Here is a 22,291-nt window from a genome sequence, read left to right on the forward strand (position 1 = left end):
CGGACAAATCAGCGGGAAATTTACCGGATTTTTATTGACAGAAATTGAACTAAATAAAGGTAACCACAGAATCAGCATCGGACCTGTCTGGAATATCAGGCAGTGAGTTCATCCTGCCAACACATTCGACGCCAATGCGCTACATTGCGTAAAACATTTCGGTAAACATAAGGCCATCAGTCCGACTGAAGCGCCAGCAGGCAACATAAGGGGCGATAATGTTAAACATGATGATCAAAAGAAAGCGTGAACGCCGGCATACGGAAGACCGCTATCTGGCCCTGGTGCTGGCCACCAGCGCCGGGCTACTGAATGCCATGGCACTTGGCGCGTTCGGTGTTTTCCCTTCACATATGTCCGGTAACACCTCCCAGCTCTCCACAGAAATCTCCCGCGTTGATATCCGCGACCTGACCTTTCTCCTCGCCATCATTACTGCTTTTGTGACCGGCTGCGTCATCGCTCGTATGATGGTAATCGTCGGTATCAGAAACAATATCCGTACCGTCTTCAGCCTTATCCTGCTGACTGAAGGGGTATTGTTGATGATGATGTCGGCGTTTGAACTGTTGTTCTACTCTTCCGGCAATAACCGTGAAGTGCTGGTGTTTCTCGGCTTTTTAATGGGGATCCATAACGCCACCTCCACGCAGCTTTCAAACGGCCGCGTGCGCTCAACGCATATTACCGGCACGCTGACGGATGCCGGCATTGCGCTGGGGTCTTTGCTGGCAACCCTGTTTCGCCGCGACCCGTCAAAAGAGGTGAACGTTCAGCGTAAACAGTTTATTACCCATCTCATCACCATTCTCTCATTCCTGACGGGCGGTATCGCCGGGCTGCTGCTATTTAATCAGTTTGGCTTCAGTTCAATGATTGCGGTGGGGGGATTTCTGGTGGCGATCGCCCTCAGTTCGATTGCCATCACCGTGCAGATGGCCCGACGCTAACGCCTTTTCTTTTCCCGGCATCCCCCTTTTCCCCCCTGCCCGACGCCGCTCTTTTCAGAGCTGCGTCATAAAATAACAATTTGATCTGACCCGGTGTGACATTTTCGTTGCGGAAATAAACACACTACATAACTATAGGTAGAACGTTCTACTAAAACGTTCTACTGATTTTAATTACGCACACTCATACTTAAAACTCTGTCCCAGCAGGAGACACCATGCGTTTTTTTACCGGGTTCGTTAAATCGCTTTCAAAACTGTCGATGATAGGCCGCGCGCTGATGCTGCCCATTTCACTGCTGCCCGCAGCAGGGTTGTTACTGGCCTTCGGGGATAAATTCCATCTGCCGCTGATGATGAATGCCGGTGGGGTCATCTTCGATAACTTACCGCTACTGTTTGCGGTCGGTTCGGCTGTCGGTCTGGCTTCTGAATCCGGTATCGCGGCGCTGGCCGCCACCGTTTCCGTGCTGATTACCAATATGACGATTGGTACCGTGATGCACATTACACCGGAAATGGCCGCCAGTGGCGGTAAGTACGCGATGGTGATCGGCATCCCGACATTACAGATGGGGGTGTTCGGCGGCCTGATATGCGGCGTCCTCGCAGCATGGTGCTTCAACCGTTTTCACACCTTACAACTGCCTGAATTTCTCGGTTTCTTCTCCGGCAAGCGTTTTGTCGCTATCGCCACCGCGTTCCTCTCTTTCCTGCTCGGGCTGGTCTTGCCGTATATCTGGCAACATATCCAGGCGGGCATTGATGCCCTGTCGATTGTGGTCAATGGGGATAATCAGGCGCTGTCGACCTTTATCTTTGGTCTGGTTGAGCGTGCGCTGATCCCACTGGGACTGCATCATATCTGGTATCCGTCTTTCTGGTACTCCTTTGGGGACTACACCACCCAGGCCGGGCAGCTTATCCACGGCGATCAGACCATCTGGTTCAAGATGCTGGAAGAAGGCACCAAGTCCTTTAGCAGCGACAGCTATCAGAACGCCGGTAAGTTTATGCAGGGGGAATTCCCGCTGATGCTGTTCGCTCTGCCCGCCGCCTGTCTGGCGATGTACCATGAAGCGAATACCAAAAACAAAAAAATTGCCGCCGGTATTCTGTTCTCTGCCGCCCTGACCTGCTTCCTGACCGGCATTACCGAACCGGTAGAATTTACCTTTATCTTCGTCGCCCCGATCCTCTATGTGTTTAACGCCGTTATGGCGGGCCTTTCTTATATGTGTATGTACCTGCTGCACGCACATATCGCCAAATCGTTCTCGGCCGGGCTGATTGACTATATCTCATTCGGTATTCTGCCTTCCTTTAATGGCTTCCAGACCAACTTCCTCAGCGCCGTGATCGTCGGTGTGCCGATGGCAGTGATCTACTACGTGGTGTTCCGTTTTGTTATCCGCCGTCTGGACGTTAAAACACCGGGCCGCGCCGATATCACCGCTAACGCCGGAGATAAAAGCGATATCGAGCTGGCGACAGAGATCGTCGGTCTGCTGGGAGGCAACAAAAATATTGGCAGCGTGGGTGCCTGTATCACACGACTGCGACTGGAAGTTGAAGACAGCGAACTGGTTGATAAAGACGGGCTGTATCATCTGGGCGCACGCGGCGTGGTGTTCGTCGGGGATAACGGCATTCAGGTTATCTTTGGTGCCCGGGCGCAGTTTATCGCTCAGCAAATGACGCAGCTGACCGGGCGGTAACTGGCACAAATCGTCGTCTCCTGTATGCTACGGGAGACGCGTTTTTTACAAGGATTGCAATGAAGAAGGTCAGCATCATTGATGTGGCAAAACTGGCGGGCGTCTCCGTCTCCACGGTGTCGCTGGTACTCCGTCAAAAAGGGAAGATTTCAGCGCAAACCATTGAAAAGGTAAAAGAGGCCATCACTGAACTGGGCTACGTACATAACGTTGCCGCCGCTAACCTGCGCTCTAATACCTCAAATCTGATTGGTCTGATCGTGCGTGACTTTAGTGATACCTTTAACCTTAAGGTGATCACCAGCATTGTACAGGCGCTGGAGCAGCAGGGTTATATGGTGTTTCTTGCTCATCCTCAGGATGATGAAGATCGCCTGGTCCAGTGTCTGTTGTCCTTCAGCCGCCAGGGGGTGGCAGGTGTTATTTATCTCACGAATGATGCCACGCGGCTCACCTTACCGGGTCCCATTCGCCACTGCTCACTGCCGCTGGTCACCGTTTCTCAGGCAATGATCGAAGGTCAGTACGATCTGGTGATGCGGGACAACCGCCAGGCCGCGGCCCAGGCCACACGCTATCTGATTGAGCGTGGGCATCGTAATATTGCGTATATTGGCGGGGAAGAGCGCTGTCAGATCCGCGCTCAGCGTCTGGCCGGTTACCGCATGGCGTTGCAGCATTACGGCTTACCTTATAAAGAAGAATTGACGCCTTCCTGCCTGGAAGAGACGAATGCGGCCCGCCTGGCCACCCGGCGCTTGCTGGAAAGCAATAATAAGATCACCGCCCTGCTGTGCCACTCATCACATGCCATTATTGGCTGCCTGAACGGCATCCATCAGGTGGGTCGTACCGTCGGGAAAGATGTATTTCTGACTCAGCAGGTGTCGCTGCTAGGCTTTGAAGATATGTTGCAGATTAACCTCAGCTCCCCCTCCTTTACCTACGTCTCTTCTGCCAGTGATGAAACAGGCCGACAGGCCGCTGCGCTGATCCTGCGTAAAATCCAGCAAAGCGACCTGCCGCCTCAGCGTATTGTCGTTTCGGGCGAACTGGTGCTCAGAGAATCCGGCTGATCGCGCCTACCCCTGTCCTGTATTCACCCGCTTGCCGATATTTTTCCATGGTCATTGAGAGCACACTAACCGCCCTCGGGATCCATACCGGCTTAGATCAAAAATTAGAATGTAAATTCCATGCAGTACGAAAAAAACCCTTATTTGAAAAATTCAATCCGTTAAATGGGCCGTTTTGATCGTATTTCCACTGAAAAAAAACGGTTTACTCCCTCCCCAACGCGCCGATTTTGTCATAATACCCATCCAACGCCATTTTTCATATCACTGATTAAATTCAGTTTTTACTTTTCACCCGCCACCATTTCATAACCAGGGGTAATGAAACCTGTTTATCTCACACCAAAATCACCGCTCAGTGCAACAATCGCTTAAATAGTTTTAACCCGCTCACAGATTTCGAAATATTCAATTCAATACGTACCGAATAGAACATACATTCCACTGAGTTAACAAATAAAACGAGATGGGAATCGCAGTCCCATCGTGACAGGCCGCTCTGTGGCCAGCTTTGAAAAGGGTTAAAAAATGGATACCAGGCAAACGCGTTATAATATGAAGTACGTAATGCTCTGTTGCACGGTGGCGGCATTTGGTGGGCTGCTTTTGGGGTATGACTCCTCGGTGATCTCCGGTGCTATCGAACCACTGAGTGACTATTTCCAACTCTCCCCCAGCGAAACCGGCTGGGCGGTGTCAAACATTCTGCTCGGCAGCCTGATCGGTTGTTTCATCGCCCCTAAACTCAGCGATAAGCTGGGCCGCAAAAACTCACTGGCGATCACCGCCTTAATCTTCACCGTGTCGGTGGCAGGCACCGTGGTGGCGCACAACTTCACTACCTTCGTGATTATGCGCATGCTGGGCGGGCTGGCGATTGGGCTGGCATCGGTGATCTCCCCTATCTATCTGGCCGAGCTGTCACCGTCAAAGTTTCGCGGACGCACCTCAGCGCTCTACGCTGTCTGCTGTGTTGGCGGCCAGTCCGTCGTGCTGTTAACCAACTTCTTTATTAATAAATCCATGGCGCCGGAAGCGATGATCGATATGGGCTGGCGCTACATCCTCGCCACGGCGCTGATCCCCTGCGCGCTGTTCCTGTTCTGCATTCTGTTTATTCCTGAGTCACCGCGCTGGAACGTGCTGAAAGGACGCGATAAAGCCGCCCTGGACACACTGACTAAAATCTCGAATAAAGAACATGCTGAAACCGTGTTTAGTGAGATCAAACGCTCCTTCAGCCACCAGGCGGCGAATCAGCATAAAACCAAATTCCGTCTTGATAAAACCACGGTGCCTTTACTGGTGATCGGTATCGGCCTGGCCATTGGTAATCAGATTAGCGGTATTAACGTGATCCAGTACTTTGGCCCGTCCCTGCTGAAAAACGTCTCGTCCAGCACCGACAGTGCGCTGCTGGTGACCTTCTGGCTGTCCGTTTGTCAACTGGTCGGGGTGTTGATCGGGATGTCATTGATTGACCGGGTGGGACGCCGCAAGCTGCTGCTGATGGGTGCCATCGCCTCCAGCGTGTTTCTGACCTACTCGTTTGTCGCCTTCTATTATCAGTTGCCTGGCCTGCTGGCCGTGGTCGGTCTGTTCGCTTACATGGTGTTCTTCGGTATTTCATGGGGCCAGATCGTCTGGACCGTGCTGGGTGAGATTTTCCCGACGGAAATCCGTTCGGTGTGCGTCGGTATCTCCATCTGCATGATGTCGATGGCTAACTTTATCATCAGCACCACCTTCCCGATTTTAAACAGCAACGCCTTCTTGCTGGACGTGTTCCACGGTGGCTTCCCGCTGCTGCTGTTCGCGATTTTCTCGCTGGGTATGTACTTCTTTACCTTCCGCTATCTGCCAGAGACGGCTGGCGTGTCGCTGGAGAAAATTCACGGTCTGGTCCTGAAACAGTTCAATGTCAACGTAGATGAATCAGAACTGCTGGGCACTAAGGCAGGTGATAAAAACACCGAGTCGTTTAATGTCCCGATGGGGCACTGATTACCCTGGCGGTCCGCATTCTGCGGACCGCCAGCCTCACTCAGAACCAGATTTCACTCTGCACGCCAAAACTCCAGTTCCCTCCTGCACTAAATCCGGCGCTGCCAAAATCATCATTCACTGCATACCGATCCAGATCCTTCGACCAGTTCATATACGTCACGAAGAAACGGATTTCCGGCCGCGCCTTAATATCAAACACCTCCCCCACCTTAAAGGTCGGGGCAAACGTCAGCTTGTAAAAGTCCCCTTTCACAGCCTGGTATTGATTCAGCGCGCCATCACTGCGATAGCTTCTGCCATTAGGGTCGAGATCCATATACTGCCAGGACGCTTCATACAGCAGCGCAACGTTGCGGCTGATAGCCTGTGAAGCACGCAGATTGAACGTTGCCCAGTCATAGCGATCCCCCTCGCGATAACGGTCTTCACTGTGCTGGGCAATCACTGACGGTGCCAGTTCCCAGCGTTCACTCAGCGGCACAATACCGTAAGAGGCGAAGCGCAGAGATTGTGCATTACGCGTCAAATCTCCATCACTTCCCGGTTGCCGTGCTTCAGCCCCCAGGCCGCGACCATATTGCAACGCACTCTCTGATGTGCCGGGCAGCAGACCATAAAAACGCTGTTTATCATGCCAGGCCAGCATGGTATAGGCACCATTTTTGGCCGTGTTATCGCTGCGGGTGGCATAGCTGCCGGTGGTCGAGGTGTTGTCTTGCAGGTCATCGTTGCCTTGCGCACTCATTCCCGTCAGCATCCATTGCAGATTGCCCCAGTAGTTGTTGGCCGTCAGCATCACGTTCTGCACATCGTTGTCGTTGTAACGGTCGCTGCCGAGATCGCCAAAATTACGCGCATACAGTGAGAAATTACTGTGGAAGCCCGGCGTCCACTGCACGTCATTTATCCCACCGCCCGTGCCCCCCAGAAAGACAATATCGCTGTCGGTAAAGTGGATATCGAAATTATCGCGATCGAAGCGTTTACCGGCCCACAGCGTGGCATTTTTTAGCGGGCCACCGAAATCGGCAAGGCTACCCATTTCCACATACAGCTGACGAATATTCAGATGGTGGCTGTCATTATCCTGTACCCACGGATCGGGATTATTCGCGCCGTCGGCCAGCATGGTTTTAAATCTGGCCCAGGAGCCATCGTTAAACGTCAGGTTCTTAATGAAACTCAGCTCAACATAGTTGTCTTTCTCGTTGCCCAGACGGCCAATATGCGCGTCGCCGCCGATAGAACTGGCGGGAGAAACTCCCGGCCCACCGTGAGCACCGCGTCCGCTGCCGCTCAGCAATGCGCCGGAACGGGCATAGCCGGAAAACTCAAACCCATTGTCTTTCTCAGTGGCCGCTACCGCTGGGGCAGCAGGCGATGCTGCCAGCTGACGCTCTGCACGCACGGCGCGCGCCTCAGCCTGGGCCATTTTTTCACTCGCCTGCTGCGCGCTGAGGCGTGCACTGCTGGCCTCTGCTTCCGTTTTTTCCAGCCGCTGCTCCAGCAGTGCCAGGCGTTGTTCTATGGTCAATCCTGTGGCGCCTTGGGCCATCGGGCAGCTCAATAGCGCGCAGCAGAGCGCCACGTAAAGAGGACTTTTACGCATTATCCGTTCCTGTTTGAAGGTGATCAGTGCTGCGGGGTTGGCAGCGAATCCGGGTCTGAAGGTGAGGTCTCAGTGGCAGACGAGGCTTTACGGCGCGCTAATTCCGCGCGGATATTCTCGTAGTCGTTGTCCAGTCGGTAATATTTCCCCATCCAGATCATCGACAGAATAATCAGCACCAGCGGGATATACAGATAGCAGGTTTTAATCGCCAGCAGCGCCTCTGTGCTCTGCGCATGGTTGGCATGGTAGCCGCCCAGTGACAACAGGATACCCGTTATCGCTCCGGCGCCCGCCATCGCCACTTTGCCGAGGAAGCCGTTCACGGAGGTGAGTATCCCGGCGGTATTAATCCCGGTTTTCCATTCACCGTAATCCACCGGATCGGCCTGCATAGAGAAGTAGATAGCGGTTCGCTGCCCGGCGCCAATGGAGAGGATGGTGGCCCCCACCAGCAGACCCGTGACATGCGTATCTGCCACGATCATCACCAGCATTCCCAGTACATTGATGGCACTGGACAGCAGATAGACGTGACATTTTTTCATCCGCGCAGCGAGTAACGGCACGGTCAACGTCCCCAGCAACGGTACAAACGTGGAGATCCCGGCAGCCACTGCTGTGATATTGACGTCCCCCACGTAGTAGTTAAAGAAATAGACCAGCGCCCCGGTCTGGAAGAAGAAAGCCCCCCACATCAGGAAGATATTCACGGCAAATACCGCCCACGGTCGGTTACTTTTCAGCCCCTGCCAGGCACGCGGTAGCGTCATACGCTCCTGTTGAACCTGAATTCGCTCCTCCACGCTGCGAAAACTGAGAAGCAGGAAAAAGGCCGCAATGCCGCCAAAAATCATCGCCGTATACAGAAAACCCTGCGCCTGATCCCCCTGCCCGAGGCTTTTCACCAGCGGCAACGTCAGCACCGCGACCAGCGTGGATCCCAGCGATCCCATCACAATGCGCACCGCCGACAGCGTGGTGCGCTCCCGGGAATCACTGGTGATAAACGGCAGCATTGCGCTGTAGGGAATATTCACGAACGTATAAAGGAATGACAGACACAGATAGGTGACGAAGGCATAGAATAAACGCCCGGTCGTGGAGAGCTCCGGCGAATAAAAGGCCAGCATACACAGCAGCCCGAACGGGATCGCCCCCAGTAATAAATAGGGGCGACAACGTCCCCAGCGGGTTGTCGTGTTATCAATCACCAGCCCCATCAGCACATCGGCGACGCCATCCACCAGCCGCGTCACCAGGAACATCAGCCCGGCATAATAAGCAGGCAACCCCATAATATCGGTATAGAAAAACATCAGGTACAACGAAATTAACTGCCAGACCAGGTTACAGGATAGATCGGCTACCCCGTAGCCCAGCCGCTGACGCCATAGAGCAAAAAGTGAAGTTGGCATAATCATCTCTCAGAATTTATAGGTTATTTGTTGTTCAGAGTTCAAAGTGACGAATCAGCCATGCCGGGGTACAACTCCAGGCATGGCAGTAGCTGTTAATTAATTTGCTGCCGTAGGGTGAATAGTCGGGATTATCCGGGTCATATAACTCCCAGAAGGTCTCCGCCCCGGCCTGCACCATGCCGCCCCAATAGCGTTTAATTTCAACAACAGCCTGCTCACGTTCACCGTGAGTGAGCAGCGCTTCAATAAAGTGGTGCATCATATAAGGCGTGTGCATTTTTATCACCGGGGGATGGCGCTGTAAGCGGGCTAACAGCTGCCGACGAAATGCCACGTCACCCACTTCGCCGAGGATCAACCAGACTTGCGCAGCCCAGGAAACCTGCCGCGCTTCCCCGCTGACAAAAAAGCCCTGCTCGTCATCCCACAGATGGGTCAGTGCCGCCTGGCTGACGCGTTCAAGCGCGCTTTCCAGCCAGGCGATGTTGGCGTTATCACAGCGCCGGGCCAGCTGTATCCCTTTACGCAGGGCATAGATCAGCACGCCCTGCGCGGCGGCCTGTTTGTTGAGCTGTTCATGCCAGTCGATAAACGCCCACCAGTCTTCGCTGTCACGCAGAATATGGCGATCGTCCAGACGTTGCAGCGACAGCTCAATCTGGCGCCGCGCCGTCGGCCACAGATCGTCCAGCGTTGCCCGGTCACCCGTTGCAGCCACGTAGTCTTCCAGCGTGGCGACAAACAGCAGCGCATAATCGAACAGGAAAGTATCGTCGGCGATCACCTGCGGCTGCATAAACAGATTGGAGGAGACCATACCGTCTTCGCGCGTTACCCCGGCGAACAGGTAGAGGCAGCGTTTAACCAGGTCGTTGTGCGCATAGGTGGGATAGTTGACCAGCGCCTGTAAGCGCAGGTCGCCCAGCCACAGCCGTCGATCGCGCTTCGGGCCATCTTCGAAGACATCCTGCATACAGTTTTTGAGCGTACGCACGCTGATCTCATCGATCTCCCGCAATAAGGGATCGGCAATCTGTACCTGTTGCAGGGTACTGTCACTGGCGGAGCTGACGGTGTCGAGATGGAAAGTGGGGAAACGCAGACCGTATTTCGGTGACGTCGAAACCACCCGCACTTTGACATAGCGACAGCAGTAGCGGCGCGGCAGGGTCATCTCCACGGGCAGAACATCCAGATAACTGTCCTCCTGTTGCAGCCAGCTGCGACTGAGCCAGCCATCGTATTGGGAGAACGGCTCTGCGACCTCCGCACTGATTTCGCCGAAGATAAATTGCAGGTGCGCGGGGGCATCCGGCGGACTGCCTGCCGACTCACAGCGCAGCGAGAGATACCCCACGCAATGCTGACCAAAATCCACAATAAATTCATCACCGCTGGCAAACGTTTGTTGGCTCAGTTGCTCTGGTGTAAAGCGCGCTTCACTGCGCCAGCCGTGAATAGTCAGCGCATCGGGTATCATGGTGACGACAGAAATCGGCATGACCCGCTGACGATAAAGCGCCGGCCGCATGGCATCGGCCTGGGTAAGAAACGCCGCATGAGTGCGGGTGCGTAATTCGCTATGTTTTTGCATGGCAGCGACCACAAAAGACTCCTTTAACCGGTTCAAGAGTCAGCGAGTGTAGAGCCACGGTTGGCGGGCGATCTATTCTGAAACCGCCAGGTAAAACGCGGGACTGGCGCTGCGGGAAAGGTGTCCCCGATAGCGATCACAAAATGATAAACCCGACTCGCCCACCGTTGAGAAATCCCTTAAGTTGAACGGATATCAGTGAGTGAGATGTGTGAAAGATGAATAACCTGCGGCTTGACCAGTATTTCAGCTCGGCGCGTGACCAGTTTTCCCTCTATACCAGTGACCCGGAAGATAACAATTGTGAGCACCGCCATGAGTTTAATGAGCTGGTGATCGTTGAGAGCGGGCATGGTCTGCATGTGATTAACGGCAAACCTCATTTTATCCAGGAGGGCGACGTTTTCTTTGTTAAGGATGGTGACTGCCATTTCTATGATGAGCTGGGCACACTGCGCCTGATCAATGTGCTGATCAACCGCCAGCAGCCGTTTCAGTGGCTGAACAATGTCGGGGCGTTACTGGCGCGTTTTGATGCAACCCAGCCGGGCAGTTATCACTGGCTGCTGCCGCAAACCAAAGCGCAGTGTAAACAGATGATCGGACAGCTTTTTAGCGGTCAACAAACCCGCCACGAGGAGACGAACAGCGGCTGGCGGGAAGCCTGCTTCTTTCAGTTGCTGATGAATATGGCCTGCCAGCAGGATGAACACACCAAAAGCCAGACCAAATACAAGTTGCACAAACTGCTGGGTTTCCTGCAACAACACTGTTTTGAAGAGATTGACTGGGAGGCATTAAGCGATCGGTTCTATCTGAGTAAGCGCACACTGCAACGCCAGATTAAAGAGACCACCGGGCTCACGCCTGACAATTACATTAAACGTTTGCGGCTGGTTTCGGCGCGTGAAAAGATCATCAATACGGAGGAGAGCATTACCTATATTGCCTATCTGTGTGGCTTTGCCAACAGCAATCACTTCTCCACCTGCTATAAGCAGGTGTTTGGGCAAACACCCAGCCAGCAGCGCTCAATGCGCTAACCCGCTTCGCCCATCACTGGTTATAATCTTTTTCTTAGCATCCTATGTGGCTGCTTAACCAGAGGAGAAACCTGTGATCAAATTCAGCGTACTTTATCCACGTCAGGCCGATGCCCATTTCGACCATGATTATTACCGCGATGTGCACCTGCCGCTGATCAAATCACGGATGGGTGAACGTTGTCTGAGCTATGAAATTGATACGCCGCTGGATAACAACGCGCCGTTTATTGCGGCCTGCCATATTTACTGTGCGGATATCGAGACGTTTGAACAGGTGATTGCTGAACATGGCGAGGAGTTTGTCGCTGATGTGGCGAATTTTTCTAACATTGAGTCAGTGAAGCTGGTTTCCGACGTTTTGCGCGTCGAATAAGCGATAATAAGGGGGCCAGCAGATCGCTGGCCCCCGTTAAATCAGGAGAGGATTTTCTTCTCGGCCAGATCCAGCGCGAAGTAGCTGAAGATAATATCGGCACCGGCGCGTTTGATGGCACCCAGGCTTTCGAGCGTCACGTCAAGCTCATTGATCGCCCCCGCCTGCGCACCAAATTTAATCATCGCGTACTCACCGCTGACCTGATAAGCCGCCAGCGGCAATTGCGTACGCTCACGCACGTCGCGCAGGATATCCAGATAGGCGCCTGCCGGTTTCACCATCAGCGCATCAGCACCTTCACTTTCGTCAAGCAGTGACTCACGAATCGCTTCACGGCGATTCATCGGGTTCATCTGGTAGGTTTTACGATCGCCTTTCAGCGATGTACCTGCCGCTTCACGGAACGGGCCGTAGAAAGAAGAAGCAAACTTGGTGGAGTAAGACATGATGGCAGTGTCAGTAAAGCCTGCAGCATCCAGCGCGTGGCGAATCGCTGCCACCTGCCCGTCCATTGCCGCCGAAGGCGCGATAAAATCCGCACCCGCCGCCGCGGCAACCACGGCCTGCTTGCCGAGGTTAATCAGCGTGGCATCATTATCCACGCCGTGGTCGTGCAGCACGCCGCAGTGGCCGTGGCTGGTATATTCACAGAAGCAGGTATCGGACATCACGATCATTTCCGGCACGGTCTGCTTGCAGATACGTGACATACGCGCCACCAGTCCGTTCTCATTCCAGGTATCACTGCCGTCCGCATCCGTATGATGCGAAATCCCAAAGGTCATGATCGACCGCACTCCCGCTTTCGCAATGCGTTCAATTTCATACGCCAGACGTTTTTCAGGAATACGCATCACGCCTGGCATGGCGGCAATGGGTTTGTAGTCATCAAGACCTTCCTCAACGAAGATCGGCAGAGCCAGATCATTCAGACTGAGGGTATTTTCCTGGAACAAAGTGCGAAGAGAAGCAGACTGACGCAAGCGTCTTGGGCGCTGGACTGGAGAATAGCTGGACAAAACAACCTCGGTTTAGCGGGTCACGCAACGGTAATATTCACCGATGGTGATAAACATGAATAGTGTGCTAACACTATACCTCCGGGCGCGTGATGACAATCCTTGCGCCGTTACCCGGCACAGAATGATTCATTTTATTGACCCCGCATCGCCGTAAACCCGAAAAGATCGGGCACGATGGCGCTGTGTGATTCACGGTTCTTACACTGACTAAAGGAAAATATGATGTCTGAAGACGCCAAACTGACGTTTGTCACCCTGCTGGGCAGCCTGCGTAAAGCCTCACTGAATGCCGTTGTGGCACGCAACCTGCCTGCGCTGGCTCCGGTTGGGGTTGAGATTCACGCACTCGGTTCGATTGCCGACTTACCGCACTATGACGCCGATATTCAGGATGAAGGCATCCCGGCAGCAGTACTGGAAATGGGTAAAGCGATTGCCGCCGCCGATGGCGTGGTGATCGTGACGCCGGAATATAACTATTCGGTGCCGGGCGCGCTAAAAAACGCCATCGACTGGCTGTCCCGCCTTCCGGAGAATCCGTTTGCCAACAAACCGGTGGCGATCCAGAGTGCCTCGCCGGGGATGATTGGCGGCGCACGTGCGCAGTATCATCTGCGTCAGAGCATGGTCTTTCTTAACGCCCAGGTGCTGAATAAACCGGAAATTATGATCGGCCAGGCCACCAGCCGTATTGATGCCGCGAGCGATACCATCACCGATGAAAGCACCCGCCAGCATCTGACCGCACAGCTGGCAGCGCTGGCGCAGGCAGCACGTCGCTAATCGCTGTCCCCTCTTTCCGTTACGCACACGCTTTTCCTAGCAAAACCAGGAAAAGCTCTATCCTGTATAGAGCACATTGGCACAATGAAGTATCGCAAGCGGAGAAAAGATGGGATTTATTGGATGGACCGCGGCCACAGGCGGGTTGTTATTATTGATGTCGCTCGCCTCTGGCTGGATAAGCCGGGGCCCGGTGACGGCTTTTGCTCTCTATTTAATCGCCGGGGTCCTGTGTGGCCCCTGGGTACTGAATCTGCTACAGATTGATATTGCTGCCCACGCCCACCTCGCAAAAAATCTGACTGAAATCGCGATGGCCGCCTCACTGTTTATCACCGGACTGAAACTGCGTCTGCCGCTGAACAGTCCCGGATGGCGGATGGGGCTGCGACTGGCTTTCCCCGGGATGTTACTCACGGTGGCAGGCGTCACGCTGGCAGCACACTGGCTGGCCGGATTCTCATGGCCGCTGGCGCTGGCGTTTGGTGCTATCGTGGCCCCCACCGATCCGGTGCTCGCCAGCCTGATCTCCGTGAATGATGCGCGCGATGACGATAATCTGCGCGTCTCGCTCTCCAGTGAAGCCGGGCTGAATGATGGCACAGCCCTGCCATTGCTGATGCTGGCAGTATTGCTGCTCACCGGCAGCGGCGAGCTATCCTGGACGTTATTCAGCCACTGGGCGCTGGTGGATGTTCTCTGGGCGGTGGTGGGGGGAAGCCTGATCGGCTTTGTGCTCGGTCGGCTGATTGGGCAGTATGCCTCGCACCTGCGCCATACCCATCAGGATGTCGCCCCCAATGATTTTCTCGCGCTGGCGCTGATTGCGCTCAGCTATGCGATTGCACAGTCGCTGGATGCCTCCGGCTTTCTGTCAGCCTTTGCTGCCGGGGTCGGTTTACGCCGCGCCGAGATGCGCGTGGTGCGGCACTTTCCAACGGAAGCGTTTCAGGAGAGTGATTACCATCCGCCTGCGGAGGAGCTGGTCAATCCTAATGCTCGCCACCAGGGGGAACAGACCAACCCGGTCGGTTCAGCCGGACTGGTGGTCAGCGATGCGCTGTCGTTTGGCGATACGATTGAACGCCTGTTTGCCGCAGCCATTATTATTGTTCTGGGTGTCACACTGGCGCAGCACTGGAACGTCACCGGCATCCTGCTGGCCGCCCTGCTGTTTTTCGCCATCCGCCCGCTCTCGGTCTGGATTGCCACGCTGGGTGTTGATACTCCGCCGTTACAACGCGCCACCATCGGCTGGCTGGGCATACGCGGCATTGGCAGTATCAACTATATTGCCTGGGCCTATACGCATGGGCTTGATGGCCCGGAGGCCGCACGCATGGCGGATATGGCATTCACGCTTATCGTTGCCAGCGTGGTGGTGCATGGCATTTCCGTCACACCGTTACTGAACTGGCGTCAGTCACGCCTTCGCCGCGACTAACGCCTGATTCAGGCCTGTTCATTGCCTGGCTGCTTAAATGCCGCTGGCCGGGCAAGATAGACCTTCAGAATATCGTGCTTGACCATAATGCGCAGGATACCAACAAACACCAGGAACTCTGAGAGCACCAGTGAACTGGCCGCGCCGATGGCACCATATTGCCATGCCAGCAGGCAGCAGATCGGGATGTTAATCAGCCCGACAATAAACATCACATGCATACGCTGTTTCGCCAGGCCGTACGGGATAAGGATTTGCAGTCCGGCCGGGTAACTGATATTGCCAAAAATAAAGCCGCACACCACCACGCGCAGCACATTGGCTGAGTCATGAAACGCCGCCCCCAACAGGATCCGCACCACATAATCCGCAAAAAAGAAGGTGAACACCACGATAAACAGACTGATCAGAAACGACAGAGTGATGCTTTTCCGCGTTGCGGCAATCGCGGCAGCACGATCTTTATGAAACAGGTGACTGACGCGCGGAAAAAACGCATTGCCTATCTGTTCCGGCACTGAGTTAGCGGCTTTCTTCAGGCGGTCGGCACCGTTATACAGCCCCACCATATAGGTGCTGGTCATACTGGCGAGGATCAGCACGTTAATGTTATTGAATAAATTGGCACCAAAGATCGCCAAAAACACATGCAGGCTGTCTTTGATGCGTTGCATTATTTCGCGTGGTTCAAAGCGGTAGAAACCAATAACCCGCATCTGCACTACCAGACTCAGGGTGATGATGGCAGTAATAAAGGCCACTACACCCGGGATCAACGCCGCCAGCCAGGTGTCTTCTGGCGTCTTCACCAGCAGAAACGTCAGGGGGATGGAACAGAACTGCCCGACGGTGGAAATAATCGAGGTTTTACCCAGTTTTTCAAACCCCTGCATCAGCCAGCCAAAAGAGAGCAACTGGCCAAACAACACCGTAGAGTTCGCCAGCACGATATAGAACAGCGCGTGCCACGCCGGGTTAAACCAGGTCAGCAGCAGCAGGATCGCCAGCGTTGAGCAGCCCAGGATCAACTTAGCATTAAACGTCGACCAGAATAGCTGCGTCACTCGCTGCTTATCGTCGCGATGTTGAGCAATGTCCTTGGTGGTGTAGACATTGAACCCCCAGTCGGAAATCGTGCTGCAGTACATCACGCACGCCAGACCCAGCGCCAGCAGCCCCATATGCTCAACGCCAAGAATGCGCGCCAGATACGGCAGGGTAACCAGCGGGAAGATAAAGGACGTCCCGCGATAGGCCAGCAATGACAGCACGTTAATTAACAGACTTTTATCGATTACTTTAGCCATCAGTCTCTGACCTTATGTGAGATTCCATTCATGCTTTACGCAGACTCCGCTTTATCCTGATCAGATGAGAATATAATTCGGGTTGTCTTAACAGCAGCCAGTTGACCGCACCTTCCGGCTTTAGTGTTTTCCCGAAATAATAAATCGCATTCATGACATAATCGGGCACCCGCTGTCCACTGGCCAGGGAGAGATGGATCATTAATCTGAAGGAGTGAATAAGATAAAGACGACGAAGCTCGGCCTTTTCACTGACACCATCGGTCAGTTTAACTAATTTTTCATACGAGCCGAGAAAGGCGTCATAACGTTGGCGAAAAAAACTGTCACTTTTATGACTGTTGGTCAGTGAGCCACTGCGAATACGTTGCCGATAGTAAAGGTGCCGACTCACCCAGGCAATACGACAGCGCATAAATGCCTCTACGGTAAAACTATGATCTTCATGCAGCCGGGTAATGTATTTCAAATGAAACCGGTCTATGATCTCTTTTTTAAGAACGTAATTCCAGGTAGCCGATGTATACGCGCCACTATTAAGCAGACCCTGGAAAATATCCTGCGCACGCAACAAGCCAAATTGGTGGTGCTGTACTTTGGGGTAGATACGTTCCGGATCATTGTCTTCAAACATGAGTGAATTAAAACAGAAGAGTTCCAGCTCTGGATAAAGCGTAGTAATCTGGCTTAATTCCTCATAAAACCCCTCACAAACGACATCATCAGGATCACAGCAGAAGATGTATTTACCCTGTGCCAGCGCAATGCCGTAGTCGCGCGCCTGACCCAATCCGCCATTAGGGATGGTGAAGATACGGACCTGCTCTTCGCGGGCATAGTGTTGTTCTATTCGTTCCAGGGTGTCATCCGTCGAACCGTCATTAATGATAATTAATTCATTCGGCGCAGGGATTTGCGCCAGTAAAGAATCAATGCACTCGACAATATAATTCGCCACGTTATACGCAGGGATAATCACCGACAGATTTTTTTGTGTCATCACATTTGTCTCACCGTTTTGGGAACCTGTTTAATTAACACCAGAAAACGATAAAGATCAACGCACCTTCAGGGCGGGACAAGGGTTTAGGAAAATACCTGGAACATTATTAGAATCACATAAGAAAAACCCAAACAAAACGTAAACAAGATACGGGCAATCATTAATTAATCTATTTATAAACGATTCATAAACAGCTAATCAATTAAGTCACATATTAAAAGATTCATTAATAAATAATTAATGAATTACTCATGGGTCCATTCCGTAAAAAAATGCCATTGCAACAGTATCAACCTCCTGTAAACCTTGATGCTCTTCAGGATAAATCTCAGGCACTCACTGTTTCATGGAGTAACGCTGAAATGAGGATTATCTTAGCAACGAATCAATACACCGTGTTTTTCTTACCCTGTTTCCTATTAAAATCGTCATGTTAGCCCTATAAAGGCCATGACGTCGTCGGGCACCAGACCAAACTGATGAAAGGGTTGTTTACACTTTCTACCGTCAGGGGACGTCAAAAACGCTCAGGCAGAAAGATAACAAAACCGATCGCAACACTACGCAAAGCAGACAAATCTGATTGAAACACCCTTAAACCCCATTAACTAAACCCTCCATAGCGAGGAGGCGGATTTGTGTTAAGGCTCATACTGACATTATTATCGGTAAAGAGACGCTTCCGGATAAGCTTTTCGCCACACCTCTCATCCTTCAAATGCCCTGTCAGTGAGGCATCAGCCTCGCGCCAACGCCCGCATTAACGCAAAACTGATAAATTTGTTTTATTACTTAACACAAACTGAACAAATAATCGTTTGAAAAATCAATCTCGCGTCAAATCCCCGAGGCACTGAAGCCGCGCACGTTGTCATTTATGCTAGCCTCAATTAAGCGCTTTCGGCCACACCCAAGAGCAACCTGGATGGTTAAAATCATGAAGATCTCTGACAATTTTCGTCAGCATTTCATTAAAGATGTGCTGATCCCTTTGATTGTCGTTTTACTTATCACCTTTAGTGCTGGCATTTTTACCTTGAACTGGGCGAGCACACGCACCAATAACGACGCAGCCATTCAGCAGCAGCAAATTATTCAGACCACGATGTCGCAAAGCCTGAGCGATATGCTCAAACAACAACGCAGTCTGACGCAGTGGCAGCCGTTGGCCGATCGCCTGGCGCAGGGTACGCACAACCTGCAATGGCTCAATGAGAATGTCGGTGCCTGGCTCTCCACCATGTTTGATCATCAAGTCATCTCCCTGCTGGATGCTTCGGGCAATCCGGTTTATCTGTGGGAGAATGGACGTAATGCGCCGGTGGAGCAGTTCGGCCATATTGCCTGGCCCGTGCGTCCGTTTCAGCAAAGTCTGCTGCATGCGAACAGCCCAAACAGCGGACGCCGTGATCGGGTGGGCTTCGCGCTGATCGATAATGCCCCGGCGATTGTCGCTATCGGGCAGATCAGCGGAGATGCCGCCGACAGCGGTCAATATTCCATGCTGAGTATTCGCCGTCTCGACAGCGCCTGGCTGGAGACACTGGCCCAGCGGAGCCTGTTGCACGGCCTGCATTTTACCGACGGTCTTACGCCCGTCACCGAGAGCGGCCATTATGCGCTGACCTCTCTCGACGGGGTCCCGATTGGCAACCTGCAATGGCAGGCTGACCGCCCCGGATCACGTATGCTGAAGGTGATTACACCGCTGGTGCTGCTGGTGTCGCTGGTGATCACCCTGATTTGTATTCTGATGATACGTCGGCTGTGGGTGTCATCGATGCGCCTCTCAGATTCCCTCCTCCAGCTGGGTGCCAGCGAAGCGCAGGCACAGCATCTGGCATTTCATGATGTGCTGACCGGTCTGCCTAATCGGGCACTGGTGGAAGAACGCATGACCCAGGCTCTGGTGCGCGTCTCCCGGCAGAAGGATAAGGTGGCGGTGCTGCTGCTCGATCTCGATCGTTTTAAAATCATCAATGACACCTATGGGCATCAGGCCGGTGATGAACTGATTATTGAGGTCGCCCATCGTCTGAACGGACTGGTGCGTCATATCGACACCGTGGGTCGCCTGGGGGGTGATGAATTTGTCATTATTCAAAAAGACATCATCTCAACGCAGGAGGCCACTGCGCTATGCCAGCGAATTCTCGACGTGATGAGACATCCCATTACTCTACTGGGAAATGAAACCTGGGTGGGTATCAGCATTGGCGTGGTACTGGCGCCTGACGATGCTACGGAACGGATGGAGATAATGCGCAAAGCGGATATCGCGCTGTATGAAGCGAAAAATCAGGGACGCGGACAGTACCGCCTGTTTGAAAGGTCGATGGATGAGTCCCTCAAAACTCGCCAACAGATCGGCGCTGACCTGCGGCATGCGTTGAAGACCAGGCAGGATCTTAACGTCTATTACCAGCCTTTGATGGATATCAGCGGGCAAAAAGTCGTGGGACTGGAAGCGCTGATGCGCTGGCAACATCCGGTTCACGGCATGATCTCGCCGACGGAGTTTATCCCGATAGCGGAAGATATTGGGCTGATCACCCAGCTCGGAGAGTGGGTGCTGCGTGAAGCCTGCCGCGTTGCCCGCCTGTGGCCGGATTTAACCCTTGCTGTCAATGTGTCCCCGTTGCAGTTTCGATCGCTGGGCTTTGTCGACCGCATCAAGGCTATCGTCAGGAAAGAGCAGATTTCCCCGTCAAACATCGAGCTGGAGATCACCGAAGGCGTGCTGATTGACGATGAAAAAATGGCGAAGGCGATTATCGATGAGCTGCGCGAAGCCGGGTTCCGCATTGCCCTTGATGACTTCGGCACGGGTTATTCCAGCCTCAACTACCTCAGTCATTTTGCCGTGGATAAAATCAAAATTGACCGCTCGTTCACCCAGTCGCTCGGCGTGACCAGTAATTCCAGCGCCATCATCGAATCCGTGGTGAAGTTGGGCCATGCAATGGGATTGATCGTAACCGCTGAAGGCGTGGAAACATCCGGGCAGATGAATGCGCTGGCCCGCGCGGGCTGTAACCAGCTGCAGGGTTTTCTGTTCTCTGAAGCAGTGCCTAAAGAGCAGATCCCACAGTTAATTAATCAGCGTCACGCCAGCTAGTGGTTGATGAAGGAAGGAAGCAAACGGAGATGGCCGGGGGGGCCCCGGCCAGGACACTCAGAAGAAACCCAGCGGTTGAATGCTGTAACTGATCAGCAGGTTTTTGGTCTGCTGGTAGTGATCGAGCATCATTTTATGCGTCTCGCGGCCAATACCCGATTTCTTATACCCACCAAACGCAGCATGTGCCGGATAGAGGTGGTAACAGTTGGTCCACACGCGCCCGGCCTTAATCGCCCGCCCTACGCGGTAAGCACGGTTGATATCACGCGTCCAGACCCCCGCGCCAAGGCCGTAAATAGAATCATTGGCAATCGCAATCGCCTCAGCCTCATCTTTAAAGGTGGTAATCCCGACCACCGGTCCGAAGATCTCCTCCTGGAAGACACGCATGCTGTTGTCCCCCTTGAGTAAGGTTGGCTGAATGTAGTAACCGGTGGCAAGATCGCCCTCCAGTTTTTCCACCCCGCCGCCCGCCAAAATTTCAGCGCCCTCTTTCTGAGCAATCTCCAGGTAAGAGAGGATTTTATCGAACTGCTGCTGTGAAGCCTGCGCACCAACCATGGTATCGGTATCCATCGGGTCACCGCGTTTGATGGTTTTCACCCGTTTCATCACCGCGGCCATAAAGGGTTCGTAAATCGACTCCTGTACCAGAGCACGTGACGGACAGGTACAGACCTCGCCCTGGTTGAGGAAGCCCAGCACCACCCCTTCTGCGGCTTTCTCAATAAAGGACGGTTCGGCCTGCATAATGTCTTCAAAGAAGATGTTCGGCGATTTACCGCCCAACTCCACGGTGGACGGGATCAGGTTTTTCGCCGCCAGTTCAAGAATATGTCCGCCTGTGGCGGTTGAGCCGGTAAAAGCGACTTTGGCGATACGCGGGTTGGACGCCAGCGCTTCACCCGCTTCGCGGCCAAATCCGTGGATCACATTCAGCACGCCTTTGGGCAGCAGGTCGCCTATCAGTTCAACAAACAAGGTGATCGACAATGGCGTCTGCTCAGCCGGTTTCAGCACCACGCAGTTGCCCGCCGCCAGCGCGGGTGCCAGTTTCCACGCCGCCATCAGCAAGGGGAAATTCCACGGGATGATTTGCGCCACCACGCCCAGCGGTTCATGGAAATGGTAGGCCGCAGTAAATTCATCAATCTCTGCCGCTGTGCCCTCCTGAGCGCGCAGGCATCCGGCGAAATAGCGGAAATGATCCACCGCCAGCGGCAGGTCAGCGGCCAGCGTCTCACGGACTGGTTTGCCGTTATCCCAGGTTTCATTAACCGCCAGGGTTTCCAGATGCTGTTCCAGACGATCGGCAATTTTCAACAACGTCAGAGAGCGCGACTGCACCGATGTTTTTCCCCAGGCATCGGCAGCGGCGTGCGCCGCATCCAGAGCTTTTTCAACGTCGTCTTTGTCAGACCGGGGAAATTCGCCAATCACCGATCCATTGACCGGGGAGGTATTCGTGAAGTAAGCACCGTTCACGGGCGCGGAGAATTCCCCGTTGATGTAATTGCCATACTGCGGCTTCAGGGTAATCAGTGACTCTTTACTGCCCGGATATGCATAGCGCATCATCGCTCTCCTGTAGAAAGATATCGCCGTAGCGACCTCGCCGTTAACAATAAAATAACTCATTATTAACATTATCGACAAAAGTGAGCTTGTCAGATTGCCCGGCAATAAACTGTGACGGCATCGAAAGGAAATCAGGATTTTAGCAAGGCGGTGTGAGGTAGCGCACAGGGTGTTCATCATGGCCGAAAGCGCACGAACTTCCGCCGGGTAGAGGCTATCCCGGCGGCTTTAGCGGG

Annotated in this window: 16 protein-coding genes; 9 read left to right on the forward strand and 7 right to left on the reverse strand. The window is 53.4% G+C overall.

The genetic code is table 11. From position 1 onward, the window contains the following. Window positions 1–218: 218 nt before the first annotated feature. The 4 genes from LJN55_RS13550 (at window position 219) to LJN55_RS13565 (ending at window position 5,748) form a co-directional block, all read left to right on the forward strand. The gene (locus LJN55_RS13550; protein WP_227534626.1) at window positions 219–950 is read left to right on the forward strand and encodes a YoaK family protein; all 732 of its coding nucleotides are present in this window, start codon (window positions 219–221) and stop codon (window positions 948–950) included. Between the two features lie 218 nt (window positions 951–1,168). Next, the gene (locus tag LJN55_RS13555; RefSeq protein WP_133841750.1) at window positions 1,169–2,668 is read left to right on the forward strand and encodes a PTS transporter subunit EIIC; all 1,500 of its coding nucleotides are present in this window, start codon (window positions 1,169–1,171) and stop codon (window positions 2,666–2,668) included. 59 nt (window positions 2,669–2,727) lie between these two features. Continuing rightward, complete coding sequence (gene malI, locus LJN55_RS13560; protein ID WP_133841749.1) at window positions 2,728–3,744, forward strand: Mal regulon transcriptional regulator MalI; 1,017 nt, start codon at window positions 2,728–2,730, stop codon at window positions 3,742–3,744. Between the two features lie 528 nt (window positions 3,745–4,272). After that, window positions 4,273–5,748 carry a sugar porter family MFS transporter gene (locus tag LJN55_RS13565; RefSeq protein WP_227534627.1) on the forward strand — a complete coding sequence of 492 codons (1,476 nt, stop codon included), beginning with the start codon at window positions 4,273–4,275 and terminating at the stop codon, window positions 5,746–5,748. A 40-nt stretch (window positions 5,749–5,788) separates the two neighbouring features. On the opposite strand, the gene LJN55_RS13570 is transcribed toward LJN55_RS13565, so the two are convergent. The 3 genes from LJN55_RS13570 to LJN55_RS13580 are packed head-to-tail and all read right to left on the reverse strand — an operon-like array spanning window position 5,789 to window position 10,387. Further along, window positions 5,789–7,360 carry a carbohydrate porin gene (locus LJN55_RS13570; protein WP_227534628.1) on the reverse strand — a complete coding sequence of 524 codons (1,572 nt, stop codon included), beginning with the start codon at window positions 7,358–7,360 and terminating at the stop codon, window positions 5,789–5,791. A gap of 23 nt (window positions 7,361–7,383) precedes the next feature. After that, window positions 7,384–8,778, reverse strand: a complete 1,395-nt coding sequence (locus LJN55_RS13575; RefSeq protein WP_171148382.1) for an MFS transporter — start codon at window positions 8,776–8,778, stop codon at window positions 7,384–7,386. A 34-nt stretch (window positions 8,779–8,812) separates the two neighbouring features. Continuing rightward, window positions 8,813–10,387, reverse strand: coding sequence for an alpha-L-rhamnosidase-related protein (locus LJN55_RS13580; protein ID WP_407647755.1), 1,575 nt, complete (start codon window positions 10,385–10,387; stop codon window positions 8,813–8,815). 206 nt (window positions 10,388–10,593) lie between these two features. Here LJN55_RS13580 and LJN55_RS13585 point away from each other — a divergent pair, with 206 nt between their 5' ends. Both LJN55_RS13585 and LJN55_RS13590 read left to right on the forward strand, forming a co-directional pair. After that, window positions 10,594–11,418 (forward strand): helix-turn-helix domain-containing protein, encoded by an 825-nt coding sequence (locus LJN55_RS13585; RefSeq protein ID WP_133841745.1) that lies wholly within the window; start codon window positions 10,594–10,596, stop codon window positions 11,416–11,418. A 73-nt stretch (window positions 11,419–11,491) separates the two neighbouring features. Then, the gene (locus tag LJN55_RS13590) at window positions 11,492–11,794 is read left to right on the forward strand and encodes an EthD family reductase (protein ID WP_133841744.1); all 303 of its coding nucleotides are present in this window, start codon (window positions 11,492–11,494) and stop codon (window positions 11,792–11,794) included. 41 nt (window positions 11,795–11,835) lie between these two features. On the opposite strand, the gene hemB is transcribed toward LJN55_RS13590, so the two are convergent. Further along, complete coding sequence (gene hemB / locus LJN55_RS13595; RefSeq protein WP_159336470.1) at window positions 11,836–12,816, reverse strand: porphobilinogen synthase; 981 nt, start codon at window positions 12,814–12,816, stop codon at window positions 11,836–11,838. A gap of 225 nt (window positions 12,817–13,041) precedes the next feature. On the opposite strand from hemB, the gene LJN55_RS13600 reads away from it, so the two are divergent. After that, window positions 13,042–13,602, forward strand: a complete 561-nt coding sequence (locus LJN55_RS13600; protein ID WP_133842135.1) for an NADPH-dependent FMN reductase — start codon at window positions 13,042–13,044, stop codon at window positions 13,600–13,602. A 109-nt stretch (window positions 13,603–13,711) separates the two neighbouring features. After that, entirely contained in the window at window positions 13,712–15,046 is a 1,335-nt protein-coding gene (locus tag LJN55_RS13605; RefSeq protein ID WP_133841742.1) for a cation:proton antiporter, read from the forward strand. Window positions 15,047–15,054: 8 nt separating this feature from the next. Here the strand turns inward: LJN55_RS13605 and LJN55_RS13610 are convergent, their stop codons facing one another. Continuing rightward, window positions 15,055–16,353: a flippase gene (locus LJN55_RS13610; RefSeq protein ID WP_133841741.1), complete on the reverse strand. Its 1,299-nt coding sequence runs from the start codon at window positions 16,351–16,353 to the stop codon at window positions 15,055–15,057. Between the two features lie 28 nt (window positions 16,354–16,381). Then, the gene (locus tag LJN55_RS13615) at window positions 16,382–17,353 is read right to left on the reverse strand and encodes a glycosyltransferase family 2 protein (protein WP_159336709.1); all 972 of its coding nucleotides are present in this window, start codon (window positions 17,351–17,353) and stop codon (window positions 16,382–16,384) included. A gap of 940 nt (window positions 17,354–18,293) precedes the next feature. Here LJN55_RS13615 and LJN55_RS13620 point away from each other — a divergent pair. Next, window positions 18,294–20,474, forward strand: coding sequence for a putative bifunctional diguanylate cyclase/phosphodiesterase (locus LJN55_RS13620; RefSeq protein WP_227534629.1), 2,181 nt, complete (start codon window positions 18,294–18,296; stop codon window positions 20,472–20,474). A gap of 57 nt (window positions 20,475–20,531) precedes the next feature. Here LJN55_RS13620 and exaC read toward each other — a convergent pair whose 3' ends face one another. Further along, on the reverse strand, window positions 20,532–22,052 hold the full coding sequence (gene exaC, locus LJN55_RS13625; protein ID WP_167863853.1) for an acetaldehyde dehydrogenase ExaC: 1,521 nt from the start codon (window positions 22,050–22,052) through the stop codon (window positions 20,532–20,534). Window positions 22,053–22,291 lie beyond the last annotated feature (239 nt).

The organism is Erwinia rhapontici, assembly GCF_020683125.1.
Classification (GTDB): Bacteria; Pseudomonadota; Gammaproteobacteria; order Enterobacterales; family Enterobacteriaceae; genus Erwinia; species Erwinia rhapontici.